Annotated in this window: 13 protein-coding genes; 2 read left to right on the top strand and 11 right to left on the bottom strand. The window is 37.1% G+C overall.

Features of this window, described 5'->3' with window-relative positions:
• From CWD90_RS06970 to uvrC, 6 genes are all read right to left on the bottom strand, one after another.
• Positions 1 to 1,269 (bottom strand): peptidoglycan DD-metalloendopeptidase family protein, encoded by a 1,269-nt coding sequence (locus tag CWD90_RS06970; protein WP_103475222.1) that lies wholly within the window; start codon positions 1,267 to 1,269, stop codon positions 1 to 3.
• A gap of 7 nt (positions 1,270 to 1,276) precedes the next feature.
• On the bottom strand, positions 1,277 to 2,236 hold the full coding sequence (locus tag CWD90_RS06965) for a tryptophan 2,3-dioxygenase family protein (protein ID WP_103475221.1): 960 nt from the start codon (positions 2,234 to 2,236) through the stop codon (positions 1,277 to 1,279).
• 1 nt (position 2,237) lies between these two features.
• Positions 2,238 to 3,065, bottom strand: coding sequence for a DUF3108 domain-containing protein (locus CWD90_RS06960; protein WP_103475220.1), 828 nt, complete (start codon positions 3,063 to 3,065; stop codon positions 2,238 to 2,240).
• A gap of 426 nt (positions 3,066 to 3,491) precedes the next feature.
• Positions 3,492 to 4,634: a 4-hydroxyphenylpyruvate dioxygenase gene (hppD, locus tag CWD90_RS06955; protein ID WP_103475219.1), complete on the bottom strand. Its 1,143-nt coding sequence runs from the start codon at positions 4,632 to 4,634 to the stop codon at positions 3,492 to 3,494.
• A gap of 263 nt (positions 4,635 to 4,897) precedes the next feature.
• Positions 4,898 to 7,156, bottom strand: coding sequence for a patatin-like phospholipase family protein (locus tag CWD90_RS06950; protein WP_103475218.1), 2,259 nt, complete (start codon positions 7,154 to 7,156; stop codon positions 4,898 to 4,900).
• A gap of 17 nt (positions 7,157 to 7,173) precedes the next feature.
• Entirely contained in the window at positions 7,174 to 8,961 is a 1,788-nt protein-coding gene (uvrC, locus tag CWD90_RS06945; protein WP_103475217.1) for an excinuclease ABC subunit UvrC, read from the bottom strand.
• Positions 8,962 to 9,538: 577 nt separating this feature from the next.
• Here uvrC and CWD90_RS06940 point away from each other — a divergent pair.
• Entirely contained in the window at positions 9,539 to 10,099 is a 561-nt protein-coding gene (locus CWD90_RS06940; protein ID WP_103475216.1) for a 5-formyltetrahydrofolate cyclo-ligase, read from the top strand.
• On the opposite strand, the gene CWD90_RS06935 is transcribed toward CWD90_RS06940, so the two are convergent.
• The 5 genes from CWD90_RS06935 to CWD90_RS06915 form a co-directional block, all read right to left on the bottom strand.
• A complete protein-coding gene (locus tag CWD90_RS06935; protein ID WP_103475215.1) occupies positions 10,071 to 10,721 on the bottom strand; it encodes a lipoprotein signal peptidase in 651 nt (216 codons plus the stop codon). The genes CWD90_RS06940 and CWD90_RS06935 overlap by 29 nt on opposite strands.
• Positions 10,722 to 10,755: 34 nt before the next feature.
• Complete coding sequence (locus CWD90_RS06930; protein WP_103475214.1) at positions 10,756 to 11,376, bottom strand: DUF4097 family beta strand repeat-containing protein; 621 nt, start codon at positions 11,374 to 11,376, stop codon at positions 10,756 to 10,758.
• Between the two features lie 35 nt (positions 11,377 to 11,411).
• Positions 11,412 to 11,795 carry a TraR/DksA family transcriptional regulator gene (locus CWD90_RS06925; RefSeq protein WP_103475213.1) on the bottom strand — a complete coding sequence of 128 codons (384 nt, stop codon included), beginning with the start codon at positions 11,793 to 11,795 and terminating at the stop codon, positions 11,412 to 11,414.
• Positions 11,796 to 11,799: 4 nt separating this feature from the next.
• Positions 11,800 to 15,201 carry an isoleucine--tRNA ligase gene (gene ileS, locus CWD90_RS06920; protein WP_103475212.1) on the bottom strand — a complete coding sequence of 1,134 codons (3,402 nt, stop codon included), beginning with the start codon at positions 15,199 to 15,201 and terminating at the stop codon, positions 11,800 to 11,802.
• A 126-nt stretch (positions 15,202 to 15,327) separates the two neighbouring features.
• Positions 15,328 to 16,275, bottom strand: coding sequence for a DUF4382 domain-containing protein (locus CWD90_RS06915; protein WP_103475211.1), 948 nt, complete (start codon positions 16,273 to 16,275; stop codon positions 15,328 to 15,330).
• 294 nt (positions 16,276 to 16,569) lie between these two features.
• On the opposite strand from CWD90_RS06915, the gene CWD90_RS06910 reads away from it, so the two are divergent.
• Positions 16,570 to 16,923, top strand: a complete 354-nt coding sequence (locus CWD90_RS06910) for a hypothetical protein (protein WP_103475210.1) — start codon at positions 16,570 to 16,572, stop codon at positions 16,921 to 16,923.
• Positions 16,924 to 16,955: the final 32 nt, after the last annotated feature.

The raw sequence follows: 16,955 nt of genomic DNA, 5'->3' as shown, positions 1-16,955 counted from the left end.
TTATTCGTTGAGAGTTAGCAAATCTTCTTCTGGTAATTCAATATATTCAATACAATCCAATTGACTTTTCCTTGGCCCTACAAAATCCAAGTATTCTGTTTTTAGGCTATCGGCAATGGGCTCGGCGGCTGGTAATTTTTCTCTAAGAGGATCTACTTGATGACCGTTTTTCCAAAACCTATAACATACATGAGGACCTCCAGTATTACCTGTCATCCCAATCCAACCAATTACATCTCCCTGTTTCACAAATTCTCCTTTCTTCACCTTCTGGTTCTTCATATGAAGATACTGGGTGCTATAAGTACCATTGTGCTGAATCTTAACATATTTACCATTACCCCCTCTTCTCGTAGATTCTACTACGGTGCCGTTGGCAGTAGCCAAAATAGGAGTTCCAATGGGAGCAGCATAATCCGTTCCCTTATGTGCCCTTACCTTGTAACCATAATAGGCAATTCTTCTATTTAAATTGTACCTAGAGGAAATTCTACTAAACTGCACCGGGGATTGTAAAAAGGTGCGTCTTAGGTTTTTAGCTTGATCGTCATAATAATCATTGATGTTTTTTGTAGAATCCGCCACAAAATTAAAGGCGTAAAAGGGCTCTCCATTATGTTCAAAATAAGCGGCCTCAATCCCGCTAGCTCCTGCATAAATGGTATCGTTGATATACTTTTCCTTATAGATTACCTTAAATCTATCCCCCTTCTGAAGCCTAAAGAAATCAATGGTCCATGCGTAAATTTCGGACAAATTGTTAGTAACGTTGTAATCTATACCCTGTTGCAAAATAGCTTCGGACAAAGAAGATTCAATAACACCCGAAGCTTCGCGCTCCACATATTTTACCTTTTGCTTTTTCTTATAAGCAATTACACTGTCCCTAAAATCTACCACAGTATAGTTGATAGGATCATTCTGATATATAAATACTTGGGCATTATTGACCGTATCCTTGGACTTTAAAATTAGATAAGGTTTACCCACCACTATTTTTCTAACATCAAAAGTGTCCCTGAATTGTTCTGAAACTCTAGCAATTTTGGGATAATCTACGCTATTTCTCAGCATTAACTCTCCAAAGCTATCCCCATTCTTAACCGTATCCCGCAAGACCTCAAAATCGTCCATATTAAACCCAAACTCTTCAACAACAACTGGCTTTTCTATAGTTACCACCTCTGCTATATCTTGATTTACAGGTTTATCCTCCTTACAGGAAATAATAAAAACTAAACTTAAAACTAGGCCCCAATATTTTTGCATTGTTATTCTATACTTTTTCTGGGTTAAAGATATGGTCTACCCATTGTTTTCCCCAATTATTTAACTCTTGTTTTGTATATAGTTCCGGAAAAAATACAACTTTCTGGAAATTTGGAGGCAAATATTCCTTCCAATTTGTTCCGCCAGTGGCATCGATCTGTGCATTGTCCTTAGTTAGGTAACGATATGCAGACCCCATGTGCATTAAAGGCCAATTCACGTTGGCATTAATATCTAAAGCTTTTAACGCTTCAACTAGGGTTTTATTATCCTTACTTTTCTGTGGTAATTGTTGGTATTTATGATAAATGGTACTGTTATTCACTTGATTGGCAATTCTTATCAATCTTGGTGTATAACGATATTCAAATTGCTTTAGAGTAAGTGTTTTCTCTCCTGTAACAACATCTGTAGCCCCTTTTTTCCAATAAATGTGTTCGTATAAATCTTCAATACTATTTTCGGATGAGAAGTTATCCCTTTCCGAGAAGACCACCAAATTCTCCAATGGAGTGGCATAAAGCTCTATCATTCTATATTGTGCAGATTGAAATCCACTGGCTGGAAGCAATGCCATTCTGTACTGCATAAACTGTTCCCGTTGCATGCCCTTGATCATTACACTAAACGAAGAAATCAAGACTTGGTAATAACTATTAATGCGATTTGCTTTTTCGATAAAAAAGTCTACATCTTGGGTTTTATCATCCACAATTTGCTTTTGTTCATGGAGGATAAGTTTAAAATACAATTCGGTAATTTGATGGTACATTATAAATATCTCCTCGTCCGGGAAATGTGTTCTAGGCACCTGTATACTTAACAAGGTATCTAAATGAATGTAATCCCAATAGGTAAGATATCGCTGATAAAGAAGACCATCCAAATAAGAGCTTAGGTCTTGCCCAGAATCCTTGTATTTTTCTTCTAGTTTGGAAATCTGGGAATCAATATGCTCTTTATTCATTTTAATCCATTATTATTTTAAATTGATGCTTGAGTCCGTTGTAGCCATCTAAATCCGCTTTTATAGACCCCACACTTAAATCGGCTTGTATTCTAACAGGTATTCTGTTACCGTCATTGGAAACCCAAAGCGACAAACTTTCCTGCTCCTTGAATACTCTTCCAGATTGTACATAAGGTCTAAACTTTAAACATTCGACCTTACCATATTTTGTCCTAAGAACCTCCACTCCCATATATTTAAGTTTAAACTTAAATACCCCGTCGTCGTCGTACAAGAGATTTAAATTAATCGACTCTCCTTCCACCAAATCTTCAACTTTGTAGTTGTTACGGAGAAAATAAAAGGCCGAAACCAAATCCTGAATACCTTCTTGAATGGTAAAATTAAACTTTTTATCGTTTTTTTTATCGTTTAGTACAGCAATATCCTTTTTGTGGTCAAAATTAACCTCAATATCCTTGGTGTATCCGCCTTCATCAATTTTTCTAATAAATTTATAGGGCCGGCCATCACTTTTATCAAAATAACTTTCATAAGTGTCGTCTACCTTAAAGAATATACTGGCAAAACCAGTGGTTTTACCATTTCCTACCACATGATAGACTGGAATTCCATCCAAATTATGGGATTTTACCTGAAGTGTAGCGTAACTGGCATTCAGGAATCCATAATGAATCCTAAACTTTAACCATTCCCCTATTTTAAAGGCCGATGTATTTTCTGAATCATCAGGCAAATGAACACCTCCATCATTTTCCAATTGCTGAACTTGGGAATTGATCGTAAATCCAAAAATTAAAACTAGTATAATGCAAATTTTTTTCATCTCTCTAAATTCATCTGTTAAGTATGGATCAAAAGTATCTTCTGACTAACAACAGTAGCAGGTTTATTAAGCCTTTTCGCCAAGATCAATAATTTGCAAAAGTCTAAACAACACCTCGTTACTACCGTAAAATTAATAAAAACGATTTTACCATTCTTTTATTTGATATTACTTAAACAAAATTTGTTCCAAAAAAAATCCACAAAAAAAAGCCCAGTCGCAAAACTGGGCTTTTCCTAAATAACCAACCAAACTTTAAATTATGAAAAACCAATACTTAAAGTTGTAAGGGAACCACCCCTTACAAGGACAAATTTAATACATGATTTGCTTTAAAAATAAGATTTAACTTACTTTAACGATTCTATTAACACTATTTAATAATTAGGTGCACAAAATTGGCAAAAAGTTAAGAAAAAGCCCTTTCTATAACGTTCCTCGAGACTCTTGTTCCCGCTCAATTGCTTCAAACAAAGCCTTAAAATTTCCCTTTCCAAAAGATTTTGCACCCTTCCTCTGAATAATTTCAATAAACATCGTAGGCCTATCCAAAATAGGCTTGGTAAAGATTTGTAGCAAATACCCCTCATCATCCCGATCTATTAGTATCCCCAACTCACTCAAGGGTGCTAAATCTTCATCTATAGTACCAACCCTATCCAAAACATCCTCATAATAACTGGAAGGCACGGTCAAGAACTCCACTCCCCTATTTTTAAGTGCAGTTACTGTTTCTATAATATTATCGGTTGCCATTGCCATGTGTTGTACCCCAGCCCCATTATAAAATTCTATATACTCCTCAATTTGGGATTTCTTTCTACCGTCTGCCGGTTCATTGATCGGGAATTTAATTCTGCCATTCCCATTACTCATAACCTTGCTCATTAAAGCCGTATACTCTGTTGATATGTCTTTATCGTCAAACGAGACCAACTGGGCAAATCCCATTACTTTGGCGTAAAATTGACACCATTTGTTCATTTCGTTCCAGCCTACATTGCCCACTATGTGGTCTATATATTTTAAACCCACATCAGCAGGTTTATAAAAAGGCTTCCAAGACCTATATCCTGGCATAAAGGTCCCCTCATAGTTCTTGCGCTCTACAAATACATGTACTGTTTCCCCATAGGTATGGATACCGGATAAGACCACCTCACCATCCACATCTCTTTTGGCCCTAGGTTCGAAATAACTTTCCGCCCCACGTTTCATTGTTTCCACATAACTCTCCCTAGCATCATCTACCCACAATGCTATCACTTTTACCCCATCACCGTGAGAATCTATATGTCTATTGATGTCGCCTCCAGGTTTTAAGGGAGAAGTTAATACCAATCTAATTTTATCCTGTTGTATTACATAGGAAACACGATCTTTTAGACCAGTTTCCAAACCGGCATAAGCCAAAGGCTGAAATCCCCAAGCCGCCATGTAATAATATGCGGCCTGTTTGGCATTACCAACATACAGTTCTACAAAATCGGTACCCAAAAGCGGAAGAAAATCCTCAGCTTCCAAATTTTTCTTTGTTAATTTTAAAGATGTTTTATCCTTTGTTGACATAGTAAAAGACTTTTGAATTGATGTGAAACATATATAGCTAAACACATAGCTAAAAAAAATGAAAGTTGCTGCTATCTAACAAGCCAAAGCTCAGATAACCAATACGTTGCTATAACTTACCACATTGCCCTAAGATGGGCAGTAATATCAATCCTAAATTGTAGCATAATCAAAATCTTATCTAACAAATATCGTAATAAATCTTTGCATTCACTGTTAAGACCCTCCCATTTTGATTTGACAAAATGCTTTCCTAAGCAAGTCTAAAACCAATAGCCAATACTAAAATAAAAATGGTTCTCCTTAATTTCAGGAGAATAGGAATAAAACACCTGAATGGGTCCTATAAAAGATTCAAGTCCATATCCAAGTGCATAACCAGAATACTCCGGTGCCTTAAACCAATCTGCCGTTCTAAATAGATCATCCCCTACATTGGCAAAATTTGCTGCCAACAACATATGATTCTTGGGAACAAACTCATAATCCAATCTAGAATAGGCCTTTACATAACTGTTCCCTACCAAACTTAAAAAATCATATCCGTAAAACGGGGTAAAATTGTTTATCAAATGATTCCCATAACCCCCCAGTACAAAATCGAGTGATGTAACTGGAGAAATGCCCCACTTAAAACCACCTTCGGTTTCCAGGTTTAAGGATAGATTTTTTCCCAAGGAAAATGCCCCTCCCATCCTGGCCTTGCCGATAGAAAATTCTTTGAAATTATCGTTAAAGTCGGTCGATAACACATAAAAATGAAAGTCACCGTCAAAAAATAACCCTTTGGTCGGAAAATAAACATCATCATAAGTATCAAAGGTAAGCTGCCCGTAGGTACTGTAATAGTTACTTTTTTCAAAATAAGTCCTATTATTCCCTGTAGTAGTGGGATTGGCGATGGTATCCAATTGCCCTAAGGTTTTAGTGCTATACTTCAATAATTTATGTTCCAGACCTATTGTAAAAGCGAATTCTTCCTCTATAACCGTTTGTAGATACACCTGATTGGTTAGATCAGTTGCACTCAAGTTTATTTTTCTAATATTGGAATTACTTTCGACATCAAAATTGGATTTTATCAAATCAAAATCTATTTCCTTGTTAAAATCATCGAACCGAGAATTAATCCCGAAGCTCCAATAGAATCCTTTATCTACATAATATTCCAAATTGTACCGAAGATTGTCCCCTATAATAAAATCGATAGAGGCTACATCATCATCCATTAAAAAATTCTTTCGGGTTAAATTTACAATTCCCGCACTTTTGTAAAGATCATCAAAATGAACCCCTAATCGAATTAACATTTTATCCGGATTCTCCTTAACATTTAACAACAAACCTACCCCATGACCATTATTGTGCAATTCGTACTTAATTGACCTAAAATTGCCGGTGGCAGACAAATTGTTTATTCCTTGTTGAAGTTTTTCAAAGGTCACCTTATCATCCACGTTAAACCTAAGTTTACCCTTGATGTATGCCCTGGAATAATTAAAATTGCCATTTATCATCAATTCATTAATCAACAAGGTATCCTTTATCTTAGCGGCCATAATCTTTTGTCTTTGAACATTGGGCACCTCAGCAACTTTTAATAATTCCCCAAAATGCAATCTAGCCGCTTCTTCCCCCTTATCTATTATTGCCTTTCCCATGTCAAAATCTATCACGGAATAACCCCTGATATCCGGAGTAATATAAATATCGGTTTCAGTAGATTTTTTTTGCATATCCCTCACCGTTCTATAATTATTGATCTGTAGCAATATCTCAGTAGCACTCAGCAGAGATTCCCTATCCGATAGTCCATGTTGTACATCTACTCCAATGACAATATCAGCGCCCATCTTTTTTAATTCCCTAATAGGATAATTATTTACTACTCCACCATCTATCAGTACTCTCCCGTTAATTTCTACTGGCCTAAATAAGGATGGAAATGTACCACTTGCCAATATTGCCTCGGGTAAATAACCTTTGTTCAACAACACCTCGTCCCCAGTTTCGACATCCGTCGCCACACATACAAATGGGATTTTAAGTTTACTAAAATCATTAACTCCCCTAACATGGTATAACAGTCTTACAAATTCGTTATAGATACTTTGCCCGCCGGAAATGGCTTGGGGAATGGAAATCTTAAACCTATTGAACGGAAGTGTTAATGCATATCTTTCAGAATCTTCTTTCTCGTAAAATGTTTTGGCGCTTCTAGGCACATTGTCCTGAATCAATGATTCAAAATCCGTGCTTTTAAAAATAGAGTCCAATTCCTTGGCGGAATATCCTGAGGCATACAGTGCCCCAATAATAGCACCCATACTGGTGCCCGCTATATAATCTATTTTAACCCCTGCCTCCTCAATAACCTTTAAAGCACCTATATGGGCCAATCCTTTTGCCCCGCCCCCGCTCAAGACCAAACCCACCTTCACATCCTTATTTTCTACCTGTTCCTGGGCAAGGATAAGTTGCGGAAATATTAGCAGACAAAATATATAAAATAACTTTAGCATGTAGTATAGATAGCGCTTTAATGAAAGCTTTCGTAAATTTTTTTTGCTTTGGACATTCCAATGGTTTCAGCCAAATTATCCAAACTGGCTTCCTTTATCCTTTTAAACGATTTATAGCTTTTTAGCAACTCTTCCACCGTTTTTTCCCCAATGCCCTCAATACTTTCCAATTCCGAATTTATGGCAGCCTTGCTACGTTTATTTCTATGAAACGTAATCCCAAATCTATGTGCTTCATTGCGCAATTGTTGAATTATCTTCAACGATTCGGACCTTTTATCCAAATATAAGGGAATAGGATCTTCTGGGAAGTAAATTTCCTCCAATCTTTTCGCAATCCCTATGATGGCTATTTTTCCTCTTAATCCCAAGATATCCAAACTTTTCAGCGAGGATGACAGCTGGCCCTTTCCTCCATCTATAACAATAAGTTGGGGCAACGTCTGCTTTTCGTCCAAAAGGCGCTTATAACGCCTAAAAACAACTTCTTCCATAGAGGCAAAGTCATCTGGACCTTCAACTGTTTTGATATTGTAGTGTCTATATTCCTTCTTAGAAGGCTTTCCCTCCCTAAAGACAACACAGGCCGCCACCGGATTGCTTCCCTGGATGTTGGAATTATCAAAACACTCAATATGCCTTGGTTCCGTAGAAAGTCGCAAATCCTTTTTCATTTGTCCCATTATCCTATTGGTATGTCTGTCCGGATCTATAATCTTAATTTGCTTAAACCTGTCCTGTCGAAAAAATTTAGCATTACGCTCCGAGAGTTCCAATATCTTTTTTTTATCTCCCAATTTAGGAACAACCACTTTTAGATGCGCTTCCAGGGTAACGGCAAACGGGACGTAAATCTCATTTGAAAGGGAATTGAATCTTTGTCTAATTTCAATAATAGCCAATTGGAGCAAATCCCTATCCGCTTCATCCAATTTCTTCTTGATTTCCATGGTATGGGAACGAATTATAGAACCATGGGAAAGTTGCAAGAAATTAACGTAGGCAAAGACCTCGTCAGAGATAATAGTAAACACATCTACATTGTTAATCTTAGGATTTACAATAGTGGTCTTTACCTGATAATTTTCCAAAACATCTATCTTATCCTTTATAAGCTGTGCTTCCTCAAACTTCATTTCCTGTGCCAAAGCAGCCATCTGCATTTTGAAATAGTGGAGGGAAGATTTAAAATTTCCCTTTATAATTTCCCTTATCTCTTGTATCTGCCGATTGTAATCCACCTCCAACTGATAACCTTCACAAGGGCCCTTACAGTTTCCCAAATGGAACTCCAAACAAACTTTATATTTACCTGCAGTCACTTTTTCCGAAGAAAGATCGTAGGTGCATGTGCGCAAAGGGTATACACTTTTTATAAGATCCAATAAGATATGAACAGTTTTCATGCTGGTATACGGTCCAAAATATTCCGACCCATCCTTGATAAATTTTCTGGTAGGAAAAATTCTAGGAAACTTTTCCTTTTTAATACAAATCCAAGGAAATGTTTTATCATCCTTTAGTAAAACATTATACTTAGGGCGGTATTTCTTAATAAGATTATTTTCCAACAGGAGTGCATCGGACTCGGTAGGCACAACGATATGTCTAATAGACCATATTTTCTTTACAAGAACACGGGTTTTACCTTGCTCATGATTTTTATTGAAATACGAGCCAACTCTTTTCTTAAGGTTTTTTGCCTTGCCTATATATAGAATCTTATCTTCTAAATCATAAAATTGATATACCCCGGGATTGGATGGAAGCGAACTTAATTGAACTTCTAAAGGTATATGCGACATGTATTTTTAAAGAGATTTTCTATTTTACTTTACTTAGGAAAATTACTGTGTTTTTCTCAAAGGACACAGTAATTATATATTTTTAACTTCGTCTTCAGTTTTGTAAAGAATAAATAAGACAATCATTTAGTATATATCCTTATTCAAGTTTTCCAAAATAGTGGTCTCCATTTTCTATAACTAATCCAATAAAACTCGATAAGTCAAAAAAATTATCGATTAAGTGCACTTTAACCCAAAAAAAGCGTTATCGTACACTATTACATAACTTATTGTAATACAGCATTTTACCTTTATTAAGGTAGAAATTGTGATCACCAAATCTACACAAATCCAAAATAATTGTTAAAAAACGTGTATTTCATCGATAAAATGATACCCTTGGTGGATGATTTATTATTTTTTTACCTATATTTAGAAAATCAAAAAATATTTAACAGATGGACAACTATATAATAACTTTGGGAACATATTTAATTCTTATGCTTTTTTTCAAAATTTATTATGCAGTGGCTTCCAAGGAATAGTTTTCCTGTTGTATCCCTGCCCTCGAAAGCCTAGAGTTTAACCAACCCATATGTTGAAAAAAGATTTGCGTTTAATCTACTCCGAACGCCGTAAAAATCTTACTTCCGAAAAAATATCAGATTTAAGTTTATCCCTAGCCAACCTGCTACTTAAATTACCTATTTGGAATTATTCCTACTATCATTTATTCCTGTCCATTACTGAAAAAAAAGAAGTCGACACCAACTTTATTATGTCCATTTTACAAGGCAAGGACAAAAATATTCTTCTTCCTAAAATGCTGGACAACCAAAATCTCATCAATTTTTTACTAACCGACAATACAGCCCTTAAAAAAAATGCTTGGAACATCCCTGAACCAATAGATGGAATTGAAGTATCCAATGATAAGATAGATGTAGTATTTATTCCTTTAATGGCTTTTGACCTAGAGGGCAACAGAGTTGGCTACGGTAAGGGTTTTTATGATGTGCTACTACAAAAGTGCAGACCAGATGTTATTAAGGTCGGATTATCCCTTTTTGAGGCAGAGGAAAAAATATTGGATATATATCCGCACGATATACCTTTAAACTATTGTGTTACTCCTGAACGGATATATTCGTTTTAACTTCATCAGCAGTTTCCCCAAAAGCTCTTTTATTAAAAACAATTAAAATTCCTACTCCAGTGCTTATTGCCGTATCCGCAATATTAAAGACAGGTTCGAAAAACCGAAAATTATTTCCACCTACTATGGGCATCCACTCTGGCCACGTGGAGTCGATCATTGGAAAATAAAGCATATCCACCACCTTTCCGTGAAATAAACTACCATATGGTTCCGAAGAAAAAGCTGTTGCTACTTGAGAATAGCTATCATTAAAGATCATTCCGTAAAAAACAGAATCCAATATATTGCCCAATGCCCCTGCGAATATAAGTGACACAGCCAGGATTAGTGTTTTAGAAGAATTCTTTTTTATGGTATCATATAACCAATACCCTATCCCAAAAATGGCGAACAGTCGAAATATGGTCAGCACCAGCTTACCCACTACATCCGATATAGGTAGTAAATCGCTTAGTTTAGTTCCCCAAGCAGCACCTTCGTTTTCTATAAACAAAATCTTGAACCAATTAAAAACATCTACCGATTCACCTAAAACAAAGTGTGTTTTGATATAAACTTTGCTTATCTGATCAATGGCCAGAATTGCTACTATGATAATTAGGGATTTTTTTATACTCATTACTTAAAAAATAGGTTCGGCAAAAATAAACATATTATTCGGTTTTCCTTATGTTGATATTTCCGCTTACAGAATTAAGGGTAAAATGATTATCGCCAGAAGGCATTACCTCTCTTTCAATTTGGCCATATTTAGAAATTGCCCTAATATCGGCATTTTTAGTAATAAGATCAATATTTCCACTCTGTGTACTAATAGAAACATTTTCACCCACTCCCTCAAAAGTACATCTCCCGTCAGACAGGCTAATTTTTAGATCGGTATATTCTCCGGTTACGTTAACATTACTACTGGTTCCGTACAACAGTACATTCAGATATGCTGGGATTGAAATTTTTAGGGAGATAGAGATTACCTTGTGTGCACTTAATTTGTCATTTGGGAAAACAAAATTAGGTTGGAATCCCGCACTGACCATTACCGTAGTCCCCACTTGTTTTACATTTACCAATAAATTTTGCAAATATTCGCCATCAATAAACCCTTCCACTGTAATCTTGGGAATATCTACTGTTTCCAAGGCAATGGAATAACAATTTTTTGTATCGATCTGTACAAATGGACTCTTGGATACTTCTATGGTTTTAACAACCATTTTTTGGGCCGGTAAAATAAAAGTAACCATTAGAACGCTAAGCACCAAAACCTGTCTCATAATAAAAAAACGCCTAAAAAGGCGTTTTTAAAGATTTAAGATTGCATGTTTTTTGCTTCTATACTCAGCGTTGCGTGTGGTACAAGCTTTAGTCGCTCCTTACTGATCAACTTTCCTGTAACGCGACAAATGCCATAGGTTTTATTCTCTATACGCAACAAAGCATTTTTCAAATCTCTGATAAATTTCTCCTGACGAATGGCCAATTGGGTATTTGCTTCCTTGCTCATTGTTTCAGAGCCTTCCTCAAAAGCCTTGAATGTTGGTGATGTATCATCCGTACCGTTATTACCATCATTCATATAAGAACTCTTTAAAAGTTCCAAGTGACTTTTGGCTTTAGAAATTTTCTCTTCGATAAGGACTTTAAACTCGTTTAAATCCTTATCCGCGTACCTTACTTTTAATTCTTCGGCCATAATCTTAGTGTTTTACTATAAACAATCTAGTATTAACTTCGTCGAAAGCTATCTCTATTCCCATATCCAAGCTCTCTTCAAAATCAAGTTCTGCTGCCAGGGTTTCGGTTTTAATATATGCCATATTACTTTCTACCGCTTCCTGGACAAATCCATTTTTCAATAATTTAATATCTATTTTATCCGTCACTTCAAAACCCGATTCCTTTCTTAGGTTTTGAATTCTATTGACTAGTTCCCTAGCAATACCTTCCTTTCTTAAGTCCTCATTGATAGAAATATCCAAGGCCACAGTAAGTGGTCCTGAGCTTGCTACCAACCAACCCTCTATATCTTGAGAAGAGATTTCTACATCCTGTAACTGTAAAGTAATACTTTTATTATCAAAATGCAGAAAAATTTCGCCTTCCTGTTCAATTTTTTGGATATCATCCTGATTAAGGTGTGCTACAGCACTGGCAATCAACTTCATATCCTTCCCAAACTTAGGCCCTAAGGTTTTAAAGTTTGGCTTAATCTGTTTTACCAAGATTCCCGAAGCGTCATCCAACAATTGGATCTCTTTTACATTCACTTCAGACTTTATCAAATCGGCAACAGCCTCAATTTCCAACCTTTGTTTATCATCCAATATTGGAATCATAATCTTCTGCAACGGCTGACGTACCTTGATCTTCTCTTTCTGACGAATGGACAGAACCAAGGATGATATGGTCTGTGCCTTTGCCATTTTACTTTCCAATTCCTTATTCACCAATGAGGCATCATATTTTGGAAAATCGGCTAAATGAACACTTTCAAATGGCTCCTTCTGTGTTGTAATGGTTAAATCTTTGTATAACCTATCCATATAAAATGGAGCTACAGGCGCAGAAAGCTTGGCTATCGTGATCAAACAGGTATGCAATGTTTGGTAAGCCGATATTTTATCGCTTTGATAATCTCCCTTCCAAAAACGCCTTCTACTTAAACGCACATACCAATTGCTAAGGTTCTCCTGAACATAGTCCGATATAGCTCTTGTTGCCCTAGTTGGTTCGTAATCTTCATAGGCTTCATCCACGGTTTTGATTAGGGAATGAAGTTCTGATAAAATCCATTGATCAATTTCTGGTCTTTCCTTCAGAGGTATTTCCGCTTCGCTATAATTAAAGCCATCTATGTTAGTATAAAGTGCAAAAAAGGAGTAGGTGTTGTACAAAGTACCAAAAAACTTACGTTTAACTTCGGCAATGCCCTCCACATCAAACTTTAGATTGTCCCATGGATTAGCGTTCGATATCATATACCATCGAGTGGCATCCGCCCCAAATTTATCCATGGTTTCAAAAGGATCTGCCGCATTTCCTAGACGCTTGGACATCTTCTTACCTTCCTTATCCAGTACTAGACCATTTGAAACCACATTTTTATAGGCCACAGAATCGAATACCATAGTGGCTATGGCATGCAATGTATAAAACCAACCTCGGGTTTGATCCACTCCTTCTGCTATAAAATCGGCAGGAAAGGTCTTTCCTTCATCTATTAAATCCTTATTCTCAAAAGGGTAGTGCCATTGGGCATAGGGCATAGATCCACTATCGAACCAAACATCGATAAGGTCGCTTTCGCGCTTCATAGCTTTTCCCGAAGGAGACACTAGGATTATTTGATCCACAATATTCTTGTGAAGGTCTATTTTGTCATAATTGATCTCACTCATGTCACCAACAACAAAATCGGCGAAGATATCTTCCCCTAATACACCTGCTGTTACCGCCTTTTTCATTTCTGCCTTAAGCTCTGCAACAGAACCTATCATCAGCTCTTCTTTACCATCTTCTGTACGCCAAATCGGCAACGGAATTCCCCAATAACGTGAACGGGAAAGATTCCAATCATTGGCATTTGCCAACCAATTCCCAAATCTTCCTTCACCTGTAGCTTTAGGTTTCCAATTAATGGATTGATTTAGTTGGAACATCCTATCTTTTACATCCGTGACCTTTATAAACCATGAATCCAAAGGATAATATAGGATTGGCTTATCTGTACGCCAGCAGTTGGGATAACTGTGAACATATTTTTCCACCTTAAAAGCCCTGTTTTCTTCTTTTAATTGAATAGCCAACTCTACGTCTACGGATCGCTCTGGAGCCTCACCATCGTCGTAGTATTCGTTCTTTACATACTTACCGGCATACTCTCCCATTTCGGGCCTAAATCTCCCTTGAAGATCCACCAAAGGAACTGGATTATTGTTTTCATCCAAAACCAACATAGGCGGTATTTCCGGTTCTGCCAGTTTTGCTACCAAGGAATCATCTGCCCCAAAAGTAGGTGCCGTGTGAACAATACCTGTACCATCTTCCGTGGTCACAAAATCACCTGCAATGACCCTAAAGGCATTTTCTGGATTTTGATAAGGCAGTACATAATCCAATAGTTGCTCATATTTAACCCCTATTAGGTCCTGCCCTTTTGAGCTACCAATAATTTGATAAGGTATTTTTTTGTCCGCAGAGGTATAATTTTCAAAATCGGCGTCACTTTCAACCTCAAAAAACTTTCCGCTAAATTGTTTCCCTACCAAGGATTTGGCCAGAACAACGTGCATAGGTTCAAAAGTATATTGATTGAAGGTTCTCACAAGAACATACTCGATCTTGAGACCTACGGTGAGCGCCGTATTCGACGGCAACGTCCATGGCGTTGTAGTCCATGCCAAAAAGAATATATCCCCCTGTACCTCCTTAAAGTTATCTGGAAGTGTTTCTCTAATAGCCTTAAACTGTGCCACTACAGTAGTATCCGTTACATCTTGATAGGTCCCTGGCTGATTTAGCTCGTGCGAGCTTAATCCCGTACCTGCCTTAGGCGAATATGGTTGGATGGTATACCCCTTGTAAATTAGCCCCTTGTCATATATCTGTTTTAGTAACCACCAAACAGTTTCCATATACTTGGATTTGTAGGTGATATAAGGGTCTTCCATGTCTACCCAATATCCTACTCTTTCGGTCATGGAATTCCAAACATCGGTATACCTCATTACTGCCTTTTTACAGGCCGCGTTGTATTCTTCAACCGATATTTTGGCGCCAATATCCTCTTTAGTGATGCCCAATTCCTTCTCAACTCCCAACTCTATAGGAAGTCCATGAGTATCCCAGCCTGCCTTGCGCTTCACTTGAAACCCTTTCATGGTCTTATAGCGAGGGAAAATATCCTTTATGGTCCGAGCCATTACGTGGTGAATACCAGGCAATCCATTTGCCGAAGGTGGTCCCTCGTAGAAAACAAAACTATCTTTGCCTTCCCTACTGCTTACACTTTTCTCAAAAACATTGTTCTCTTTCCAATAGTGTAATACCTCCTCAGCTACTTTCGGTAAATCTAAACCCTTGTATTCTGCAAACTTCATAATAACAGCTTCTAATGCTTCATTTTAAGTTTGCAAAACTAATGATTTTAAGTGTAAAATGATTCCGTTAAAAGCAAAAAGCCCCTTCGAAAAGGAGCTTTTTTTTGTTTTTATAAGTAGATCAAATTATTTTGTCCCGGTTACGGTAACATTTGCGCTTATCTGGATGGCCGAACTAACCGTGATGGCCCCCAAATTAATCCCCGTAGTCGACTCCACATTTAACAAGGCATTGAAAGAGAACCCACTAGCCTCATCTTCCTTATAGGATGCAAAAATTAATTCGTATTCCCCTTCCTCCAAGAAATCCAGACTATAGGATCCACTTAAGTTTTTTACCTCCGCACTAGTTACGGCATTGGCAAAGGTAACTTCACTTTCCCCTTTTCCCTGTGTTTCAACATCCGCATTGAAAGTCCCTTTTTCATAGGCATAGACAATAATCTTGTCCGATGTATTGTTGGCATCATTAGCACTCCCTGAAATTTTTCCGGTCAATTCTGCATTTACCGTTCTTATTCCTGCAGTGAGCTCTGCCATGGTAACAAAATTGAAATCGCTGGACAATCCGTCCTTCTCTTCCTTAATCGTTTTTCTAAGATCAAAATCCACTACAATAACATTAGTGGCATTTGCAAGTACCTCAAAGGTATCATTTATGGTAATTTTGTTGGATGAGGCAACCAAGGCATCTTTTTCACCATTTGCCTTTTCTACGTAGCAACCTGGAGCATCACCGTTCACATCCTTATCAAAATCCAACTCAAAAACGATACTGGAATATGATTTGGCCTGTAAATCCATGTTCCCCAAAGCCTCAGTTTTACCATTTACCAAAGCGGCAAGGTTTACTGTTGTTGCATTGAATCCCTCTAGAGACTTTCCGTCTACGGAAACATTGGTAATGGTAACAAAAACAGCCTCTACCTCGGCGTTATCTATTGGTGCATCGGTAACTTCAAAGGATGTATTATATGATTCCCCATCCATGGCAGCGTCGTCATTTTTGCTACATGACATCATTCCTACTAAAGCCACTAAAGCTAATCCTGAAATCTTTAAATAATTCTTCATAATTATATATTTTTAAACATTTGCCTATATAACAATCAAGACCAGTCTTCCCCTACCTCCAAAATTTGAAAAAAAAAAGATTGTTTACTAGATTATTGATACCCAGAAGTCTATGTCGATATTTTTTTTGCATATTTTTTTATGTTTTAAGCAAAGGGAATTCCAATATCCCTTTCTTTTACTCCAGAAATTAAACTCTTGCCTCTGTTGAACAAATGGCCCACAAATAGTCCGAAACATCAATATTTACGTACATACTGGTGTAAAAGTTATTTAAATACTAAAACTAAAAACATGAAAAAAGTAATTTTAGGTTCTATTTTAATGTTTGCCCTGAGCATTTCATTTACTTCCTGTAGAGATGCCAAGGACAAGGCCAAAGACGCTATGGAAGAAACTAATGAAGCGCTAAAAGAAGTTGGCGAGGATATGAAAAAAGTGGGTGAGGATGTTAAAGGAGCTGCGAACGAAGCAATGGATGGTGCCAAAGAAATAGGAGGCGATATGAAAGAAGCTGGCGCCGAAGCACTAGATAAAGCTGGTGAAACAGCCAAGGAAGTAGGCGAAGATGTAAAAGATGCTGCTAATACGGCAGCCGATAAAACCAAGGCCGCAGCCAAGCAGGTAAAAGAGGAAATCGAGGAGTAAATAACTGCATTTTCCTCTAAATAAAATAAAAG

The sequence above is a fragment of the Arenibacter catalasegens genome, assembly GCF_002909235.1.
GTDB lineage: Bacteria > Bacteroidota > Bacteroidia > Flavobacteriales > Flavobacteriaceae > Arenibacter > Arenibacter catalasegens.
This window is presented reverse-complemented; position numbering and strand designations above follow the sequence as displayed.